The sequence below is a fragment of the Phosphitispora fastidiosa genome (assembly GCF_019008365.1).
Classification (GTDB): Bacteria; Bacillota; Thermincolia; order Thermincolales; family UBA2595; genus Phosphitispora; species Phosphitispora fastidiosa.
Genome location: NZ_JAHHUL010000005.1, coordinates 1 through 19,773 on the forward strand (window position 1 = coordinate 1; position 19,773 = coordinate 19,773).

The 19,773-nt window shown below is 46.0% G+C and carries 16 protein-coding genes and 2 tRNA genes; 3 read left to right on the top strand and 15 right to left on the bottom strand.

The window, feature by feature from the left end; all coding sequences use genetic code 11:
* Positions 1-119: 119 nt before the first annotated feature.
* The 12 genes from Ga0451573_RS06610 to Ga0451573_RS06665 form a co-directional block, all read right to left on the bottom strand.
* Positions 120-533, bottom strand: coding sequence for a TIGR04086 family membrane protein (locus Ga0451573_RS06610; RefSeq protein WP_231683106.1), 414 nt, complete (start codon positions 531-533; stop codon positions 120-122).
* A gap of 15 nt (positions 534-548) precedes the next feature.
* Positions 549-1,547, bottom strand: coding sequence for a sodium:calcium antiporter (locus Ga0451573_RS06615; protein ID WP_231683107.1), 999 nt, complete (start codon positions 1,545-1,547; stop codon positions 549-551).
* 651 nt (positions 1,548-2,198) lie between these two features.
* The gene (yihA, locus tag Ga0451573_RS06620; protein ID WP_231683108.1) at positions 2,199-2,783 is read right to left on the bottom strand and encodes a ribosome biogenesis GTP-binding protein YihA/YsxC; all 585 of its coding nucleotides are present in this window, start codon (positions 2,781-2,783) and stop codon (positions 2,199-2,201) included.
* 1 nt (position 2,784) lies between these two features.
* On the bottom strand, positions 2,785-5,091 hold the full coding sequence (lon, locus tag Ga0451573_RS06625) for an endopeptidase La (RefSeq protein ID WP_231683267.1): 2,307 nt from the start codon (positions 5,089-5,091) through the stop codon (positions 2,785-2,787).
* Positions 5,092-5,312: 221 nt separating this feature from the next.
* The gene (lonB, locus tag Ga0451573_RS06630) at positions 5,313-6,998 is read right to left on the bottom strand and encodes an ATP-dependent protease LonB (protein ID WP_231683109.1); all 1,686 of its coding nucleotides are present in this window, start codon (positions 6,996-6,998) and stop codon (positions 5,313-5,315) included.
* 73 nt (positions 6,999-7,071) lie between these two features.
* Complete coding sequence (locus Ga0451573_RS06635) at positions 7,072-8,049, bottom strand: hypothetical protein (RefSeq protein WP_231683110.1); 978 nt, start codon at positions 8,047-8,049, stop codon at positions 7,072-7,074.
* Between the two features lie 378 nt (positions 8,050-8,427).
* Positions 8,428-9,687, bottom strand: coding sequence for an ATP-dependent Clp protease ATP-binding subunit ClpX (clpX, locus tag Ga0451573_RS06640; RefSeq protein ID WP_231683111.1), 1,260 nt, complete (start codon positions 9,685-9,687; stop codon positions 8,428-8,430).
* A gap of 20 nt (positions 9,688-9,707) precedes the next feature.
* Positions 9,708-10,295 carry an ATP-dependent Clp endopeptidase proteolytic subunit ClpP gene (clpP, locus tag Ga0451573_RS06645; RefSeq protein ID WP_331459393.1) on the bottom strand — a complete coding sequence of 196 codons (588 nt, stop codon included), beginning with the start codon at positions 10,293-10,295 and terminating at the stop codon, positions 9,708-9,710.
* Positions 10,296-10,388: 93 nt separating this feature from the next.
* Positions 10,389-11,678: a trigger factor gene (tig, locus tag Ga0451573_RS06650; protein WP_231683112.1), complete on the bottom strand. Its 1,290-nt coding sequence runs from the start codon at positions 11,676-11,678 to the stop codon at positions 10,389-10,391.
* A 201-nt stretch (positions 11,679-11,879) separates the two neighbouring features.
* A tRNA-Gly gene (locus Ga0451573_RS06655) sits at positions 11,880-11,954 on the bottom strand.
* 47 nt (positions 11,955-12,001) lie between these two features.
* On the bottom strand, positions 12,002-13,252 hold the full coding sequence (locus tag Ga0451573_RS06660; protein WP_231683113.1) for an ArnT family glycosyltransferase: 1,251 nt from the start codon (positions 13,250-13,252) through the stop codon (positions 12,002-12,004).
* Between the two features lie 76 nt (positions 13,253-13,328).
* On the bottom strand, positions 13,329-15,599 hold the full coding sequence (locus tag Ga0451573_RS06665; protein WP_231683114.1) for a hypothetical protein: 2,271 nt from the start codon (positions 15,597-15,599) through the stop codon (positions 13,329-13,331).
* 241 nt (positions 15,600-15,840) lie between these two features.
* Between Ga0451573_RS06665 and Ga0451573_RS06670 the strand changes: the two genes are divergently transcribed.
* Together Ga0451573_RS06670 and Ga0451573_RS06675 are read left to right on the top strand one after the other, a co-directional pair.
* A complete protein-coding gene (locus tag Ga0451573_RS06670; protein WP_231683115.1) occupies positions 15,841-16,392 on the top strand; it encodes a DUF6932 family protein in 552 nt (183 codons plus the stop codon).
* Positions 16,393-16,408: 16 nt separating this feature from the next.
* Complete coding sequence (locus Ga0451573_RS06675) at positions 16,409-16,849, top strand: helix-turn-helix domain-containing protein (RefSeq protein WP_231683116.1); 441 nt, start codon at positions 16,409-16,411, stop codon at positions 16,847-16,849.
* 237 nt (positions 16,850-17,086) lie between these two features.
* On the opposite strand, the gene Ga0451573_RS06680 is transcribed toward Ga0451573_RS06675, so the two are convergent.
* Positions 17,087-17,171, bottom strand: a tRNA-Leu gene (locus Ga0451573_RS06680).
* Positions 17,172-17,579: 408 nt separating this feature from the next.
* Here Ga0451573_RS06680 and Ga0451573_RS06685 point away from each other — a divergent pair.
* Positions 17,580-18,146 (top strand): ATP synthase subunit I, encoded by a 567-nt coding sequence (locus Ga0451573_RS06685; RefSeq protein ID WP_231683117.1) that lies wholly within the window; start codon positions 17,580-17,582, stop codon positions 18,144-18,146.
* A 64-nt stretch (positions 18,147-18,210) separates the two neighbouring features.
* Here the strand turns inward: Ga0451573_RS06685 and Ga0451573_RS06690 are convergent, their stop codons facing one another.
* Both Ga0451573_RS06690 and tnpA read right to left on the bottom strand, forming a co-directional pair.
* The gene (locus Ga0451573_RS06690; RefSeq protein WP_231683118.1) at positions 18,211-19,083 is read right to left on the bottom strand and encodes a hypothetical protein; all 873 of its coding nucleotides are present in this window, start codon (positions 19,081-19,083) and stop codon (positions 18,211-18,213) included.
* Between the two features lie 185 nt (positions 19,084-19,268).
* Entirely contained in the window at positions 19,269-19,676 is a 408-nt protein-coding gene (gene tnpA, locus Ga0451573_RS06695; protein WP_231683119.1) for an IS200/IS605 family transposase, read from the bottom strand.
* Positions 19,677-19,773 lie beyond the last annotated feature (97 nt).

A 19,773-nucleotide genomic window follows, 5' to 3' on the forward strand; every position in this document is an offset into this window, starting at 1 on the left:
TCATCTAGGTAAATATTGGAAATTAATGGAGAAATGACTCCCCCCTGAGGGCTTCCAAGGTCTGTTTCCTCCCACACGGTGCACATGCCGGACGAACAAACAATCCGGGGCTGAAATTATCAGCCCCGGAGATATCTTCTTCTGATCCTTCGCCTCCTCAGAGGCCTTAGATTAATTCCAGTCACTCCTCCAAATGCCCCGGCAAATAATATTCCCGCCGATAAAACCAGAGCAGACGCTCCAAACTCAGCAGTTGGAAACATAACTGCCTTCAGGACCGTGATGACAGCCAGGTAAAATGCAGCTACAACCGCTCCGTGAAGCCAGCCGAGGGTACCGCCTGCCATCCCCCCGCTCAGACCGCCGAGAAAAATACTTATCAATGCCACTGTAATCAGCCAGGGCCACAGGTAAACCACCTCTGACCCTGCCAAGGCAACATAAACAATAAGAGCTGCAAGCCCCAGGATAGTGCCGATAAACACCGTTTTCCCCCCAGCGCTCAGGGCCTCCAGAAATGACCTCAGGTTCACAAACTTACCCCCATCCTAAATTTTATGTCCTATGATAAGGAACAGAAACAGGCTGTAGAACACCCCTCCTGATAAAAGAGTATATGCCCTCAGGTAACCCTTAAGAGACAGGAACACATAAATCATCGCCGCAGATGACAGGGCTACTAAGGCACAGGTGAATGCGGCAGTATTTAGCACCCATGGTGTCATTACAATCCCGATTGCCGGAATAATGGAGCTCTGAAAAACCATAGCCCCTGTTATATTCCCCAGAGCCAGGGTATCTTTTCCCCTGCTGACCCAGATTATACTGTTAAACTTTTCGGGCAGTTCTGTGGCTATAGGAGTTATGACAACTGAAAGAATAAAAGGAGCTATATCCATTACAACTGCCAGTTTTTCCATTGCGTGCACAAATAATTCTGCTCCTCCTATAATTCCGCCGACAGCTAATAGTACCTGCAGCAGGATAAAGCGGAATCGGGGCACAACCGATGTCCGATTCAGCAGCAAAGGCTTCAATTCTTCACCGGCCACGCATTCCCCACTTGTAATGGTCTTATAGGCGTATACACCATATGCGGCTACCAGCCCGGCTGCCAGAATCAGTTTATAGGAATGATTACTTAACAAGGCCGCAAGTATGGCAGTTGAATAAATAATTAAAAAGAATTTCAGGTCCCGTTTCATCACTCTGTTGTCAATCATCATAGTGGCCCTTCTCCTGCCAAGAAGAGCCAGAATCAGAGCCGCAGTTCCGGTCACAAAGAGGGCCAGGGTTCCCAGCATAAAAGGGGCCCCCAGAATAGCGCCAACACCTATTTCTGTCGCTGCCTGACTGGCTCCCATTCCGATAGCAATCACCGGAACCAGTGTTTCAGGGAGCGCTGTGCCTACTGCTGCCAGTATACTGCCTACAGCCCCTTCTGAAAGCTTCATTCGGCGTCCCAGCCATTCTATCCCATTGGTAAAAAGCTCAGCACTCACCAGAATTATTCCCAGCCCCATCAACAGTGTCCCGATATTAGCCATCACACCACCTCTTTCCGCATACATTAAAATATGCAGAAGATGGCGGTTTAATGCCCTGAAAAAGAGGCCATATGGTGACGCGTTGCACCGATTTTCCGCACTGCCGCCTGCGAGTCTAAGCTGCCACCCCTCCGGCAACAAGACTCGTAACGGCGGCAGTGCCAGGAAAATCTTGTACAACACCTCACCATATGCCACAGTCATTTCCGGAGCCTATACATTTTAAAATTAGCTGCATGTTTTCGAGCCTTAAAGATATTATTAAGATAGGGGTAGATGTATTCCTGAAGGCGGTGTCTGTCGTCAACCGGTCCAAAGCCGCTTTCAGCGGGTTTGGACCGGTTGAGACGTCTGGGGGTCCCCCCGATCCGTCGAAGCCCCGGCCTTTCTGAAAGGTCGGGGTTCGGTAACGGATTGGGGGGACCGCCGGAGGAATACCCAAAATTCACAGGCAATATGAACTCGCACGCTTAAAGAGAGCTATTCTGCTGTACTATAAAACAGGAGAGTGGCAGATACATTCCTCCAGGATGGTAACAACTCGACCGGCTAGCCACTCGCGCAAAGCGCTCGTGGGCCGGTCGGCGTCAGACTCATCCTTCCGGAACATATCTGCCACTCTCTCAATCTAAGGTAAAATGTCTCCCTTGTTCAGATCATTTTTTCACCGATTAATTTCCACAACTCATCCTTGCCCTGGCCGGTTTCTGCAGAAAAGGCAATTACCGGCGTAGCGGGATACGGTATAAGGGTTTCCTTAATCACACGGATGTGCTTCGGCCAATTTCCCCGCGCTATTTTATCTGCTTTTGTGGTTACCAGGATTGTGGGAATGCCGAAATGTTTCAGCCATTCGTACATCTGGACATCCTCCCTGCTGGGGGCATGCCTGATATCAATCAATTGAATAACTACCCTGAGGTTGTCCCTGTTGAGGAGATATTCCTCAATCATTTTACCCCACGCAGCCTTTTCCACCCTGGAGACTTTAGCAAACCCATAACCCGGCAGGTCCACAAAATAAAAACTGTCATTTATGTGATAGAAATTCAGGAGCCTGGTCTTACCGGGACTGCCGCTGGTCCTGGCCAGCGCCTTCCGGTTAACCAGCCTGTTGATCAGGGATGATTTACCCACATTTGACCGTCCGGCAAAGGCTATTTCGGGCTGTCCGCCCTCCGGGTACTGTTTAGGCCCAACAGCGCTGATTACATATTCGGCAGAAACTATGCGCATCCTAAACCTTCCTCAGGGCCCGTGCCAAAACCTGATCCATATGATCCACCAGGACAAATTCCAGCTTGTTTTTAACCTTGTGTGGAATCTCTTCAAGGTCCTTACGGTTTTCTGCAGGCAGGATAACAGTCTTAACCCCTGCCCGGTGGGCTGCCAGTACCTTTTCCTTAATCCCGCCGATAGGGAGTACCCGCCCGCGCAGCGTAATTTCACCGGTCATGGCTATATCACTGACTGTCTTTCTATTGGTCAGCGCCGAAGCAATGGCCGTGGCCATGGTAATCCCGGCTGAAGGCCCATCTTTGGGTATGGCCCCTTCAGGAACATGGATGTGAATATCGTATTTTTCATAAAACTCCTGAGGGATTCCCAGTTCTTCTGCCTTGGAACGGATATAACTGAAACCGGCCTGTGCCGATTCTTTCATGACATCACCGAGTTTCCCCGTAAGAGTTAGCTTACCGGTCCCCTTCAGGGCGGTTACCTCTATGGCCAGTACATCGCCGCCGGTTTCTGTCCAGGCCAGGCCTGTAGCTATACCTACCTCATCCTCTTTTTCGGCCACACCATACCTGAAACGCGATATCCCCAGGAACTGGTTGAGGTTCTGGATAGTTGCCTTAATGCTTTTCGTTTTACCCTGGACAATATCCCGGGCCGCTTTCCTGCATATAGTTGCTATAGTGCGTTCCAGGTTACGTACTCCGGCTTCCCTGGTATATTCCCTGATGATCTTGCGAACTGTGTTTTCGGAAATCGAGAGCATTTTGTTTTTCAGCCCGTGTTCCTTGAGCTGTTTGGGAATCAGGTATCTGGAAGCAATATGAACCTTCTCTTCCTCAGTGTAACCTGAAAGATAAATAACCTCCATCCGGTCCAGCAGAGGACGCGGAATCGGATGCATGGTGTTGGCAGTCGTGATAAACATTACATTCGATAGATCAAATGATGCCTCTATATAATGGTCACTGAAGGTGTTGTTCTGCTCAGGATCAAGGACCTCCAGCAGGGCAGCCGATGGATCACCTCTAAAATCCATACTCATCTTGTCTATTTCATCCAGCAGAAATACAGGATTATTAGACCCCGCCTGCCTGATACCCTGAATAATCCTGCCAGGCAATGCACCCACATAAGTGCGGCGATGCCCCCTGATTTCCGCTTCGTCGCGAACACCCCCCAGGGACATGCGGACAAATTTACGTTCCAGGGCCCGGGCAATAGATTTGGCCAGAGAAGTTTTACCTACCCCGGGCGGTCCCACGAAACATAGGATGGGCCCTTTCATCTTTTTGGCCAGTTTCCTGATGGCAAGATACTCCAGGATTCTGTCTTTAACTTTATCCAATCCATAGTGATCTTCGTTGAGAATAACTTCAGCCTTGTTAATATCAAGGCTGTCTTTGGTTTTCTTATTCCAAGGCAGCACCAGAAGCCAGTCAAGGTAAGTCCTGATAACACCGGATTCTGCGGCCATCGGAGGCATTTTCTCCAGACGCTCTACTTCTTTGAGGGCTTTTTCCTCAACTTCCTTCGGCAGCTTGGCCTTGGCTATTTTATCCCGGTATTCTTCACTTTCAGCCACTTTTTCATCTTTTTCACCAAGCTCTTTTTGAATGGCCTTTAGCTGTTCCCTCAGGTAATATTCTTTCTGAGTCTTCTCCATCTGTTTCCTGACCCTGAGGTTGATTTTCCGTTCCAGTTCCAAAATCTCAAGCTCTTTTGTGACAATTTCACAAAGAATCTCTAGCCTCACGGCAATGTCCACAGCCTCCAAAACCCGCTGCTTGTCTTCGATTTTCAGGGCCAGATGTGATGCGATGATGTCGGCAAGCCTCCCCGGTTCTTCCAGGTTAACAACTGTTACTACCGTTTCCGGAGGGATCCTCTTGCTCATCTTGACATAGTGCTCAAACTGGTTTACCAGGCTCCGCATCAAAGCCTCAATCTCTGCCGTGACGTTCCCGGTTTCAGGGTATTCGGTAACCTCCACCTTAAAATAAGGTTCATGATCAACATAATTTTCAATTTTAGCCCTTGACAGTCCTTCCACCAGAACCCTTATGGTTCCTCCCGGCAGCTTCAGCAGCTGCTTTATTTCGGCCACAGTTCCAATTTCATAGATGTCCGCTTCAGCAGGTTCATCAGTTTGGGCCTCTTTCTGGGTCGCTAAAAAAATGATTCTGTCCCGAATCATTGTTTCTTCAATTGCCTTGACTGATTTCTCCCGTCCTACATCCAGATGTATAATCATATACGGGAAAACCAGTATGCCTCGTAAAGGAAGCAGAGGAAGCTGACGTTTGATTTCTGTTAGCTCTTCCTGCTTTTTTGCCCTTACTTTTCTAGCTTCCGTTACCTCACCGGTTTCTTTGGACTTACTCTGTTCCGCCAATTTTCAGGTCACCTCCGAATCAGGTCAGTTTTGACCGCAATAAGATACATTATTTATTATATACCTTTTTTTAGTTCACCTGCAAGCCAATGACATTAATTTAAAAGCCCCAGCAAATTTCGGGGCTTGTAAAATCAACATAATGGCGCTGCACTCAACGTATCTGCCTGGAAATAACCGTCGACCAAAACCTCATCAGGTGTTATCACGTGTTTCACCACATCTTCCATGGTGTCTACACAGATAACTTCTATACCCTCCATATTTTTGAACATGGATTGGTAGTTCTCTCGCGGAACAAAGACACGCTTAACCCCTGCCTGTTTAGCTGCCTCCACCTTGGCGACAACACCCCCGATTGGCTTGACCGTACCTCTGATAGATAATTCACCTGTCATGGCGACCTTATTGTCCACCGGAACATTTTTTATGGCCGAAAAGATGGCAATTGCTATCCCGATTCCGGCAGACGGCCCATCAATGGGAACCCCACCCGGAAAATTAACATGAATATCATAATCACGGGTCTCTATCTTAAAACTCTGACGCAGAGTTGTCAGGACATTTTCCACAGAACCCCGCGCCATACTCTTACGCTTCATTACTCTTCCGGGGCCGCCGATTTCCTCCTCGTCAACCACCCCGGTAACCGTGAGCCGGCCTTTGCCTTTGGCGGTCTTAGCCACAGTAGCCTCAATTTCCACAAGAGTACCCATGTTAGGACCGTAAACAGCCAACCCGTTAACAAATCCAACCTGAGGCGCCGGAGGAATTTTTTTCTCCGGCCGCGGGGAATACTGACCGCTATTAACAACCCACTCAATATCATTAACCTTGATTTCTCTCCGTTTTTCTGTCAGGGCTATGCCTGCAGCTATCTGAATCATATTCACAGCCTCCCTGCCATTGGAGGCGTATTTTTCAAGCACCTCAAGGACGCCCTCTTCAAGGCTGAAATCAATTTTCCGGGCGGCATTTCCGGCAATTTGCTGTATTTCCAGCGGCATCAGAGGCCGGAAGTAAACCTCCAGACATCTGGATCTGATGGCTGGGGGAATATCCTGGGGCATCCGTGTGGTTGCCCCCACGAGCCGAAAATCTGCCGGCAGCCCGTTTCCGAACATATCATGAATATGGGTAGGTATATTGGTATCCTCAGAACTGTAATAGGCACTTTCCAGGAAGACCTTCCGGTCTTCAAGCACCTTTAGCAGCTTGTTCATCTGCATAGAATGCAGTTCACCGATTTCGTCAATAAAAAGAACGCCTCCATGTGCCTTGGTAACAGCGCCTGGTTTAGGCTGAGGGATACCGGCCTGTCCAAGCGGCCCCGCGCCCTGGTAAATGGGGTCGTGAACTGAACCAATCAGAGGGTCTGCGATTCCCCGCTCGTCAAATCTTGCCGTTGTGGCATCAAGTTCCACAAATTTGGACTTCTCTCCAAAGGGAGAATCCGGATTAGTCCTGGCTTCTTGAAGAATAAGCCGTGCCGCCGCAGTTTTCCCCACACCGGGAGGTCCGTATATAAGCACATGCTGGGGATTGGGTCCGCACAGCGCTGCTCTCAGGCCTTTTAACCCTTCCTCCTGCCCTATTATTTCTTCAAACCTGGCCGGCCTCGTCTTTTCGGCCAGAGGTTCAGTCAGGCTCAATTGGCGCAGCTGCTGCAGTTTATCCATTTCTTTGCGAGACTCCCGTTCCACAGCAACCTTATTCCCCTTCTGCGCTTTCAGCAGATTTAAGAAATATAGTCCGATGACAATGGCAAAAAATAACTGGACAAAACTCAGAAAGCCTCCAATACCACTCAAATAATTCACGGTATACCCTCCTTGGTCGGTATGCAACTCAGTACCTGTGTACCAGGGATAGTATTGCCTGACTAAGGAGGTTTTATCCAATCAGCGCCTTCCCGGAGGCCTGTTGTTGTGGTTCCTCATAGCCGATTATAGCTCTGTACATAAAGTAAGTCATCGGTATAAACGCCAGGCGCGTTATGTAGAAGACAAGCTGTCCGAAGCCGCCCATCAATTCAATTTCGCCGACCGGATATCGCTGCATAATTCCAAAGGAACCCATGGAATATGTAAATATGAGGCCTGCCAACAACAAATTGATACCATAGTAAATATTCAGGTAATCAAAGAACCTCGTCCTATAACGCTGGTGATATTCCTTGACAACCCAAAAAATCAAGACCGCAATCCCAACCTGTGCCGCCTGGCTCAGTCCCAGTGACCAGGCATATATGCCCCGGCTGGTGATAATACCGGAAAGGTTTACCGGTATAGCTGTCAGCCAGTGAAATACAATAAGTCCCAGGATGATCCGGGTTGTCGTTACCGGGGGCTTGGCAGCAGGTATTTGGTTTGCAGGAATATTCCCGGAACTGCTCCTTCCCACCGGAGTATACCTGGTGAGGCCATATATAAGCAGAAGTACTGCAGTCGACGTTAAGGTGAGTTCAATGATCCCTCTTATAGCAGCCAGCATCATATAAGTCTGCCCCAAACCGACAACCAGACCGCTCTTAAGTGGAATGAGATTATTTTTTTGGATTATCCTCAGAACCATGACCGAAAAGTCACTGATCATCAGGATAGCAAAATACCACTTTAAGGTATCCAGAAACGGGTTGGGATAAGACTCAAATTTCCTGATGGCTGTAATTGCTAAAATAAAATTCAGGATGAGCATTGCTATCATATACTGTATTGGGTCAATGTACATGCGCAGCACATGCGAAACATCCCTCAAAAGTCCCGATTGTGTTTCTGCAATCTGACCCGCCAGTACTGCAAAACCCAGCAAAATCACAATTATGCCGGTAAGTCTTTCTTTTTGTGATTCAGATAACCGCTTTATTTTCATTGATGTTCTCCCTGACAACTTTTTACAATGTATACGCACAAACCAACATTATTCACCATAATACATTTAAATATTCAACTACAATAGTGATTATTCCTGCTGAAAGCATCACTATTGCCGTAAAAGAACTGCCTGGCTGCAGTTCAGATTGTTGACAAAGTCAGTAATTCTGAGCTTTAAAAACTGTCAATATTACAGGGGTAGATGTATTCCGGAAGGCGGAGTCTGTCGTCAACCGGTCCAAAGCCGCTATTCAGCGGGTTTGGGTAACCGGTTGAGACGTAGCCCGCCGGAGGAATGCATCTACCCCTGTCCGTATTACAGTTTAATGCCTAAAAAACGAATTTGTCAAAAAAAGAACTGCCAGATGGCAGTTCTTTAAGCGCTTTCTTCTTTTTTCTTCTTACGATCGACGGTAAGCAAAATAGGCTGTTCCTTTTTGTCAACCACTTCTCTCGTAATAGTACACCTTGTGATATCATCACGGGATGGCAGCTCATACATAACTTCAAGCATGATATCTTCAATTATCGCCCTCAAGCCCCTGGCCCCGGTATTCCGTTTCATTGCTTCACTGGCGATGGTCTGCAGAGCATCTTCCTTGAATTCAAGATTAATTCCATCCATTTCAAAGAACTTCTGAAACTGCTTGATAAGAGCGTTTTTCGGCTGGGTAAGTATTTGAACCAAGGCACCCTCATCAAGAGCTGTCAGAGTAACAATTACCGGCAAACGTCCTACAAACTCTGGAATCAGACCATACTTTAACAGGTCCTCCGGCAGAATGTGCTTAAGTAATTCACTGGGGTCCTTTTCCTTTTTGGAATGAACTTCGGCCCCAAAACCCATACTCTTTTTACCGATTCGATGCTGAATTAATTTATCTATGCCGTCAAAAGCGCCGCCGCAGATAAACAGGATATTGGTGGTATCAAGCTGAATAAACTCCTGATGCGGGTGTTTGCGTCCTCCCTGTGGGGGAACACTGGCAACTGTCCCTTCAAGTATTTTCAGAAGAGCCTGCTGCACACCTTCCCCGGAAACATCCCTGGTAATGGACGGGTTTTCGGACTTGCGCGCAATTTTGTCAATCTCATCAATGTATACGATACCTTTTTCTGCTTTTTCCACATCATAGTCAGCAGCCTGAATCAATTTTAACAGAATGTTTTCAACATCCTCACCGACATAACCAGCCTCAGTAAGTGACGTGGCGTCAGCAATGGCAAAGGGAACATTCAGCAGTCTGGCCAGCGTTTGGGCCAATAATGTCTTTCCGCTGCCTGTTGGCCCGAGCATCACTATGTTGCTCTTTTGGAGCTCAACATCATCTATCTTGCTTCCCATATTAATTCTCTTGTAATGATTATATACTGCAACTGACAGTGTTTTTTTTGCAGATTCCTGTCCGATTACATATTGGTCAAGAATTGACTTAATCTCTTTGGGTTTGGGCAGGTCACCTATCTCCAAACCAATGTCTTCACTAAGTTCTTCTTCAATAATCTCATTGCACAGCTCTATACACTCGTCGCAAATATACACACCCGGCCCGGCAACCAATTTTTTAACCTGGTCTTGAAGTTTCCCACAAAACGAACACTTCAGCTGGCCTTTTTCATCACTGAATTTGTACATATCACAATCACCTCTGTCCTTTACTTCCGAACAGTAAACACCTCATCAACGACACCGTAATCCTTAGCTTCCTGTGCCGACATGAAGAAATCCCGTTCGGTATCCTGGGCCACTCTTTCCAGCGGCTGGCCGGTATGATTTGCAAGCAGTTTATTAAGTGTTTCTCTCATCCTCAGAATTTCCTTGGCATGAATCTCAATCTCAGTTGCCTGCCCCTGCACCCCGCCCATTGGCTGGTGAATCATGATACGTGCATATGGCAGGGCATAACGCTTTCCTTTTGCTCCTGCTGCCAGCAGGAATGCACCCATACTCGCCGCCTGTCCCAGACAAATCGTCGAGACATCAGGCTTAATGTACTGCATGGTATCATAAATAGCCATACCCGCAGTAACTACACCGCCTGGCGAATTAAGATAAAGATGGATGTCTTTGTCAGGGTCTTCAGCTTCCAAAAACAACATCTGAGCTATTATAAGATTTGCAATCATGTCATCTATGGGGCCGCCAATAAAAATTATGCGGTCTTTTAACAGGCGTGAATAAATATCATAGGCCCTTTCCCCTCTGTTTGTCTGTTCTACTACTATAGGAACCAGATTCAAGATTTTCACCTTCTCCTCTTTATCAATTATACACAAAACTCTCTTATTGGTAAACAAGGCGGTTTTAAAATCCGCCTGGTATTTATTGATAATATTCTATTTAACTACAGCTTTTTCCTCTAATAATTCGACAGTTTTGTCTATGACAATACTCTTCTTAAGCGGTTCCAGATTCCCTCCGCTCTCCAGCCACTGTTTGAATACCTCAGGCTCAGAGTTATAATTTTTGGCCATTTCTGCAACCTTGGCATCAACCTCTTCCTCGGTAACCTCTATATTTTCCTTGACCGCAACAGCTTCCAGGATCAAGTCTGTCCTGACGGCTTTTTCCGCTGAGGAGCGGTATTCGGATCTAACCGTATCCATGTCGTTATTGGTATGCTTTAGATAGTCTTCCAGTGACAGGCCTTGCATTCCCAGCCTTTGTGAAAAACTCTGCAGCATATTGTCCACCTTCTGGTCTACCATTATGTCGGGAACCTCAACTGATGAATTCTCCACAACCTTTTCAACCAGGTCATCCTTAAGACGTGCAGCTGCCTGCTTGTCGGCTGCCTCTTTTAGTCTATTCATAATATCATTTTTTAATTCCTCAAGGGTCTCGAATTCACTTACATCCTTGGCAAATTCGTCATCCAGGTCAGCCAGTTCTTTCCTCTTAATGCCTTTTACGGTAACCTTGAATACCGCATCCTTACCCGCCAGTTCGGAAGAGTGGTAGTCCTCAGGAAATTTAACGTTTACATCTCTGGCTTCGCCAACCTTAGCTCCTACCAACTGCTCTTCAAATCCCGGAATAAAAGAGCCCGAGCCCAGTTCAAGGGAATAATCAGTACCGGTACCGCCCTGGAAGGCCACATCATCAACAAAGCCCTCAAAATCGATAATAGCCGTGTCTTTTTCTTCGGCGGCCCCTTCTTCGATATTCACCAATTGAGCATGACGGTTCCTGAGCCTTTCCAGCTCTGCATCCACTTCAGCATCAGTTATCTCATCTTCTTTGCGTTCTACCTCAATGCCTATGTACTGACCCAGTTCAACCTCAGGCTTAATTTCAACAGTTGCTTTGAATATAAAGGGCTTCCCATCTTCTAACTGCACCATGTCAACTTTGGGTTTATCAATTGGTTCGATGCCGGTCTCTTTAATCGCATCAAAGTATGCCTCCGGAACAATAAAGTCCAGGGCTTCTTCATTGATGTAATCCTTACCAACATGATTTTCCACCAGCACCCGGGGGGCTTTCCCTTTCCTGAATCCGGGAATGGACACCTTCTTAACAATCTTCTTGTAGGCTTTTTCCATAGCCTCTTCCAGCTTAGACTGTTCGACTTCAATTTCCAGCGCCACAATATTCTTCTCTATCTTTTCCATGTTTACTTTCATTTATGCTCCTCCTGTATCTCTGTAATTATATGAAAACAGACAAAATTTGTGCAGCCTGTAACATGATTTCTGGGGATTCCCCAGAAATTTTTCATAAAACAACACCCCGGTAGGTGAATCTCTATCACTACCGAGGTCATGATGGAACCATCCTTAAATTCGATGAGACCATTTAAATTCGATGAAACCAGTGTTATGTAATGGAGCGGAAGACGGGATTCGAACCCGCGACCCTCGCCTTGGCAAGGCGATGCTCTACCACTGAGCTACTTCCGCTTATAACCCAGACTTTGACAAATCCAGTCGATGTTACAATGTATATTTTAACTACTTAAGTAATCAGTGTCAAGTATTTTTCCAGCAATTTTGACAATTAGTGTAGCTGTCATTATCGCCATTAACGGGGTCATCGGATACATGTACCTTGTTATCGGTATAAATACTAAGTGAAGCACTGTGGTAAACAAGATCAGCAAAGCCGGCCAGCGCATTTTCCTGTCAAAAATATTGATAAGGGTTGCCGGCCACCCGAGGACAATAAATATCCAGAAGTGCATGGTAACAGCCCATCCGGATAAGTACCCCCAGGGTTTCCCCCACATGTATGAGAGTTTCCCTACAGTAAACCACTGCAGCCACAGGCCCGGTTCTTCTTTAAAACCCAGCTTGATCCTTTCCACAGCCACCCGGGTCATTTCCGACTCCGGAATACCTTCTATAATGGAAGGACCCTCCCTGTCGTAAGGATCATATGGGTCAGTTCCCCTAAGCAGAGGGTTCCCGGACTGGGTGGCAAAAACTATAAACTTGTCAAAGACCATCAAGTTACGGACCCACCAGGGAGTCATGATAACTGAAAAAGATAGCAGTGTGATTAAGAAACCAACAATCACCCGGCGGCCCTCCGTCGAAACCCGGAATCTGTGCCGGTAAAACCAGGTGATGATGTAAGGAACAACCATAAATGGCGCCACAGAAGGCCTTACCAGTACGGCAAGAGCCATCAGAACCCCGGACAGGGCATGCCATCTGAGATTGCTTTTTTCAAAGGCATTAATAACCGTATAAACATACCCCAGGAGCATAAACACATACAGTACCTCGGTAAGTATCCGGTTATTGGCCATGAAGGCGGGCAGGTAAACAGCCGCTAAGATGGCAGCCAGAGTGCCTGCCGGGATACCCCCGGATTTTCGGGCTATCAGGTATACCAGGAAAACCGAACCCACACTTATTATTGCCTGGATTATCCTTACTGCAGTCAGCGGATCTGTATTAACTGCACCGGCAGCCAGATATACTGCGGCCAAAAACAAAGGATAACCGGGTGTCACAAATGCACTGGGCCGATCAGAATAATAGCCCAGAAAACCTTTGTCCAGAAACTGCAGTGTCATTTCATGGTATCCAATTTCATCATGTGACAGCTGCAAGTCAGGCGATGTATATACATAATATAACCTCGCAGCCAGTGTTATAAGCAGTATTGCCAAAATTAACATTCGTTCTTTCCCTGATATCCGTGTTTCGGTTAGCGAAACCGGCTGATTCAGGGGCAGGTTCCATCTGTTCATCTATTATACCCCACTATTACCTATTAATATAGACCCCAATGCAGCGCCTGATAGAATACCTTCCATAATCCCAGTTTTAACCAGGTTTGGCCTCTGCCTTGACAACCATCAAAACCAGTGGAACAACAAGATAGTTCAGCATTATGGCTGCCGCAATAACCCCGGAATCATTAAAGACAAATGCCCCCAGAGCGCCCGAAAATATCCCTGCCATACCGCAGACCATAAACCTGTCACGTTCTGCAAGCGCAGCCAGTGCAGCCTGTTTCCTGGCAGCTATCGCCAACCCTAGCAAAAGCTGCAGAACAAGGATTACATTGAAGGGTGAATTTCTCAACAGGTAAAAATTAGCCACCAGCTTTCTCTGTACCGTGTACCAGACAGCTGTAAGGTCCCCCTGCAAAGCATTATCAATAGCGCGGCCGATATGGGACGAAGACTCTGATATTATGAAGTAATTCACCAGCACCAGTATTCCAACACCGGTTATCACCGCGCCCAGAAGCAGAATTACCGACCTGATTGTCACCTTCCGGCCTGAGAAAAGGTACATGCTCACTGCAAAACCAACCACTGCAGCCAGAGCCCCCCCGGCATTAGTACCCACCCCAGGGGCGGCAAAAAACACCACCAAGCCGGCAAAGGCCAACCCAATAAGGGGCCAGACCCACCTGCGGGTATCGGAATACAACTGCAGCAAAACAGCCGCACCCAAAATGGAGGCGCCAATGACAACACCCATGTACTCATTGCCTATTCCGTAAAAACGTCCCCCGGCAACGAGGTCATAACCCAGTGCCGCCGTTTTCATCAGCCTGGCCCCAGTAAGCACATCAATTACACAGGGCACTACAGAAGCAGCGGCTAAGGCAAGAAACATCTTCAGGTTGTGCCTTATGTGAGTCAGTACATATGTAATTAAAATAAGCATCAGGATAGAAAAGAAAATAGTCAGCCATTTATTTGCGGCCCCAATTAGCGGAACCAGCAAAATCGCCAATGGGTACAACAATATCGAGGTAAGTAAAAATCTCGCCGGGCGTCGGCAGCCCGTAAATCCTGTGATAACCTGAACAAGGGCCAGGATATAAACTATCCAGTGATACCTGACAAAATAATATAATACGCCGGGGCGCTGCGTCCAGTTAGCCACAAGCCTCGACTGCACCTGAGCCACGGTTTCCGTTTGCCTCCCGCTGATAATTCCAGTTATCGGCAGTCCAATCATCCCGCCGGAATTTGCCACCCCCAGATGCCTGGCTGCCGTTGCGGCAACATCAAAATTTGCCACCAACGCTTCCTGTCTGGTGCTGGGTGAAACCAATATACTTCCCGGTTCCACCGCCCCACCTGCAATTACCAGGGGACTGAGCCGAATACCGTCACGAATGGCCTGTGCGTAAGGGAGCGGGGTCACAATCATTATCATGGTGTTTTTATCAGCTTTGGGAAGCAGTTCTCCGATAAAACGGTCAGCATTTTTCACAGCTTCATGCCGGTGAGTGTCGATCATGCTCTTCATTTCCTGGAGGTTACTGTCATTACTCCTTAAAGTATCGCCCGTTTCTACAACAATTAAGTCACTCTCATCCCAGACTCTTTCCAGCTCTGCTTTCAGTTTGTCATAATCTGTTCTCCAACCATACGGTGCATAGCGATCACGAACCAGCAGCTCTGTGGTCACATTTCCGTAATCCACACGCCCCAGCTCATCCATGGCAACCAGGGCAGCAGGCCTGTTGGCGGGACCGCCGGGATCAGTATCACTGTTCCCGATTACAGCTGTCTGCAGCCCGGATTGCTGCAGTATTTGCCCCAATTGACCGGGAACCGAGGCAATGTTTTTATTCTGGTTGACCTTGAGTAAAGCCGGAAGACTGATAGCCAGGATTTCACTGCTGCCTGGGTCATTCCCCGTATTTCTCACATATACGTCGACTGCCCTGGAGCCATCAGGCAGGACCTCTTCTCTGTGATAATTTTCCCCCGCCGGCTGCGTCCCGGCAAACCTGTTGCCGCTGCCGATGGAGAGATAAGCCCCGGCATCATTGTAATCTCCGCCGGTATTTATGGTCATTAAACCCAGCCCGCCCTGAGAGATGACTTTACTGATATTTTGATAACGGTTATCCAACAAGTCCTCAAGTGTAATCCGGTTCAAGAGCACCATTATTACCTTCGGCTTGGGACTCCCTTGAACTGCTGCAGCCTGGGCCGGTCGACCGGCTGCGACTGCAGTAAAAAATAATGACAGCAAAAATGCCGCCAGAATTGCCATGGCCAGGGAACTTCTCAGCCGGAACAGTTTTCTTCTTTTTATATAACAGCCCAGAGAAAGAATTTTCATATAATCCTTTTGTTCTCCTTGTTAGCACAGATATGGCATATTATAACATTCTACAGGAAAAGTTTCAAATGTAAACAAAAAAAAGTATATGGCTTCGTTGCCCCTGATTACAACATCAATTATATTAGAATTTATCCATCTATAATATTTATTTTTATTTTCTCAATAAAATACTTGACTTAACCTATAAGTTAAGCTTAATATATAGGTATAGGAATCTGTTTATACTGGAATAATAGAGGTGAAAGCAGTGCTGGCATTTAACAATAAAGGTCTGTTACCCCCAGAAGATTACTCAATGACTTTTAAAGAACTAAAAAGTTCACTTCTTGTAGTCGGCCCTCCTAATAAGCAACTTATTAATTGGGACGTAAATTGGAGATTACATTTGGTTAGCCAATTAGAAATATTAACTAAACAGTTATGGGAGGTGGGAATAAATGAAATCTTCATAGACGGTTCATTTGTAGAAATGAAGCCCCACCCGAACGATATTGATGGATATTTTGAATGCGATCTTATGTATTTAGCAAGCGGAAGACTGGAGCAAGAGCTTAATAAGTTAGATCCTAATAAAATATGGACTTGGAATCCCAACAGCAGAAAGCCTTACAGGGGATACGCAAAAAAACAGTTACCAATGTGGCACAAATACCGGGTCGAGTTGTACCCACATGTCGGCTTACCTTCCGGCATCAAAGATCAGCATGGTAACAACCTTCAATTTCCAGCAGCTTTCAGAATTGCAAGATACTCCAATGAACCAAAAGGAGTAATTAAACTTGTAAGGTAAACAAAGGAGAGTTTTTATGATTAGAAATGAAAAAGAATATCAAGAAATGATAAAACGTCTTGAACAAGACTTGGAGTTTATCAAACAACAAAAAGAACTTTTTCAAGAAATGGGATTATCAAGTGAGGAAATGGAGCGAGCAATGGCTCCTACTCTTTCCTTTCATGAACAACTCAAAGAGGAAGTTGAATATTACGAACGTATAAAACGAGGAGAGTTCGAAGCAATTAAGAATTTGGTTGGACTTGGTAGAACCTTAATTGGGATTCGTATTGCACTTGGTATTTCTCAACGTGAATTAGCTAAACGTTTGAATGTCAGCGAGGCACAAATATCAAAAGATGAAAGAAATGAATACCATGGAATCACACTAGAAAAAGCACAAAAGATTTTGGACGCACTTGGAGCAACTCTTACAAGCAAGGTAGAAGAACTGCCCGAGAGAGTTGCAGTTTGACAATTATAAATGAATATACTCAATAAAAATTCTTAAATATTCTAAATAAATGTAATTCCTAGTCTCATTAATATGAAATGTTATGACACCTCCAAATAAGGAGGTGTTTTATTTTTTCATCAATGAGACCAATTAAATAATGCCGACTAAAAAATCGAATCTGGTGTGTCTAAATGTTTCGCATCAAAAAAGGCCTGCATCTGGAAATCTCCAAATCTGCAAACCTGTAAGTTTCGCTGGTGCGGATGAAGGGACTTGAACCCCCACGGTGTTACCCGCCAGATCCTAAGTCTGGTGCGTCTGCCAATTCCGCCACATCCGCTTATATAATTGTTACTCAGTGCATAAATGATTCTAACATAGGCTCCTCCAGATTGTCAAGCCGCTGTATACTTCCGACGATTACCACGATTCCGCTGCCGAAAGAATTATTTGAAAAAATTTACTTAGGAAGTGTTGACAAACCATTCCTGATATGTTATTTTATAATTGTACTAGTACATTAGGACAATGCAAGATACCCAAGATGCTTTACCGGTATCACACTGTTCCAACTGTTCCGGTGGCCCGGGTACAAATGCCCGTATATCCCACTAGGCCTCCGAGCCCTCGATGTGAGATACGGAGCTGCTGGGACATCTGCAGCCAAAAGAAGAACAAAAGCACATAGCCAAATACCGAATCTAAAAGGAGGAGGTCATATGGGGCAGCAGATGTAAGTTCTTCAAAGGTGCAAAGGAAAATTGCCCTTTGCAGCTTGGTTCCCGTCCTTGCAGCAAGCCTGATATCATATCTGGGATATACAACAGACCTTGCTCTGGGAGTAATATTCGGTTACAGCCTAATAGTACTCAATTACCAGATCCTGTCTAAGCTGCTTTACTTAATGTTTCGGTTCACAACCACGGATTTTGCCAGGGTATTCGGCTTCGTACTGTACCATATGCGGTTCTGGGTAGTTGTAGCCATATTATTCATAGTGATTCCTAAATCCGAACTGGATTTTGTAATCGGAACATTTGCCGGAATTTTAATTCCCAAGATGGTCATGGGATACTTTGTGGCAGCCAACCAGGAACAGGAATGGTGGCTAAAAAAGACTCCAACTGAACAAAGACCGCTGAATATTACACAAAAAAGACAACTGAATATGGATGAAAAACCAAAACTGAATAACGCCCGCCTGCAAAAACTTAATAGCGCCGGCCCGGCAACCCGAGACATTGCCGGTCAGGCAGAACCCCATTGCATTTATTTCAGGGCATACCAACAGTCTGAACCTGAAATTAAACACTAAACCAAATGAATGATAAATACTAAGGACGCAGTCACAACGGTGAATGCGTCCTCTTGTTTTATGTTTAAATAGACTTTAGAAATTCCGCCAAGTCATTCTTTTCCTGATTTGTTAAATTCAGCCCAAAATGCTCGTTATAATGGTTGATTACTTCGCTTAGATTGGCAAAACGCCCGTCATGGTAGAACCCGCCTTTTTGATGAGTCCAAAGACCCCGCAAAGGTGCCGTCCTGTATCTGTTAGTCGGAGAACGCAGTGCCTGAAAATCATCAATACCCATTTCTTTTGGTGTATGCGCTGCCCACCCAGGCTCACTGTAAAGAGGTGGGACATGACACCTGGCGCACTTGGCCTTCCCATTGAACAGTACTTCACCGCGTTTTGCTGCCACGTGATTGTAGCTGTTCAGCGGAGGTTTGGGAGCGACTAAAGCTAACTGGTATACATGAAGAGCTGCTAGCTTTGAAGTTAGTAAATCAGGCTTGCGTCTAATGTTATAATCTCCAAATTTAACGGCTAAGGGATATTTTTGGGGATTATACAACCGCGGATCATAAAATGTCCCTTTAGCATGCATCTGGGTAGTTGCCACATATGCGTTCCAGTAGGTTACCGAACCCCAGCCCGTCCATGTATGCAGGTTAATGCCCGAGAGTGCGAAAGCTGGCGGAAAAAGTGTTGCTGCCGGTTTACCGTCAGGACGAAAAGCCTTTCCATCCTCTAGCAGCTGTGCGTCGTATTTCCCGGGGCCCCAGCTTGCCAATACCTTCTCAACCGTTGGCACATCCACACCTAAACGTTCAGCAATTACTTTAAGATCCCGGACCCACTCCGCCAAGATTCTGGCCCAAAATGGCCCGGTGTAGTTGTAACATCCCCCCCCAAAAGTCTTCATCGCCAAATGTATCATACCGGAAGGTATGCTGGCCTTCTTCAAGGGTCTTCAGCATACCTTCCCTGAGATGCGGTTCCAACTTGGAATTTCCGTCGGTAAATACTGAAAGCCACGAGACCGGAATACCACGGGAGTAAATCTTTTCATATAATCATCTCCAAATTAATTCTTGCTTTTCAAAAAATATCATTTGCATATCCCGCAATAAATATGTTTGTATAAAGTTACTAATATAATACTATCGTTAATAGGTGTTTTTTGATATACTGTTCTATCGCCTTCTTATTCCGACCAACTGTATCCACATAATACCCCCGACACCAAAAATGCCTGTTGCCGTATTTGTATTTCAGGTTAGCGTGCCTATCGAATATCATCAACGAACTCTTGCCTTTCAAATATCCCATGAAGCTTGATACACTTAGTTTTGGTGGTATCGATACAAGCATGTGTATGTGGTCTGGGCAAGCGTTCGCCTCAAGTATTTCTACCTTCTTGTAGTTACACAATGTCCTTAATATTTTTCCGATATCGCTCTTGATTTTGTCGTATATCTCCCGTCTTCTATATTTCGGAGCAAATACTATGTGATATTTGCAATTCCATTGGGTGTGTGCTAGACTTTCAGTATCCATTTGGATATCTACCTCCTTTGCTACAGTGCGGTTGGCGAACCTGCACCATTCTATCAAACGGAGGTAGATTTTTCTACTCATAGCTAAAGCTTTTTGG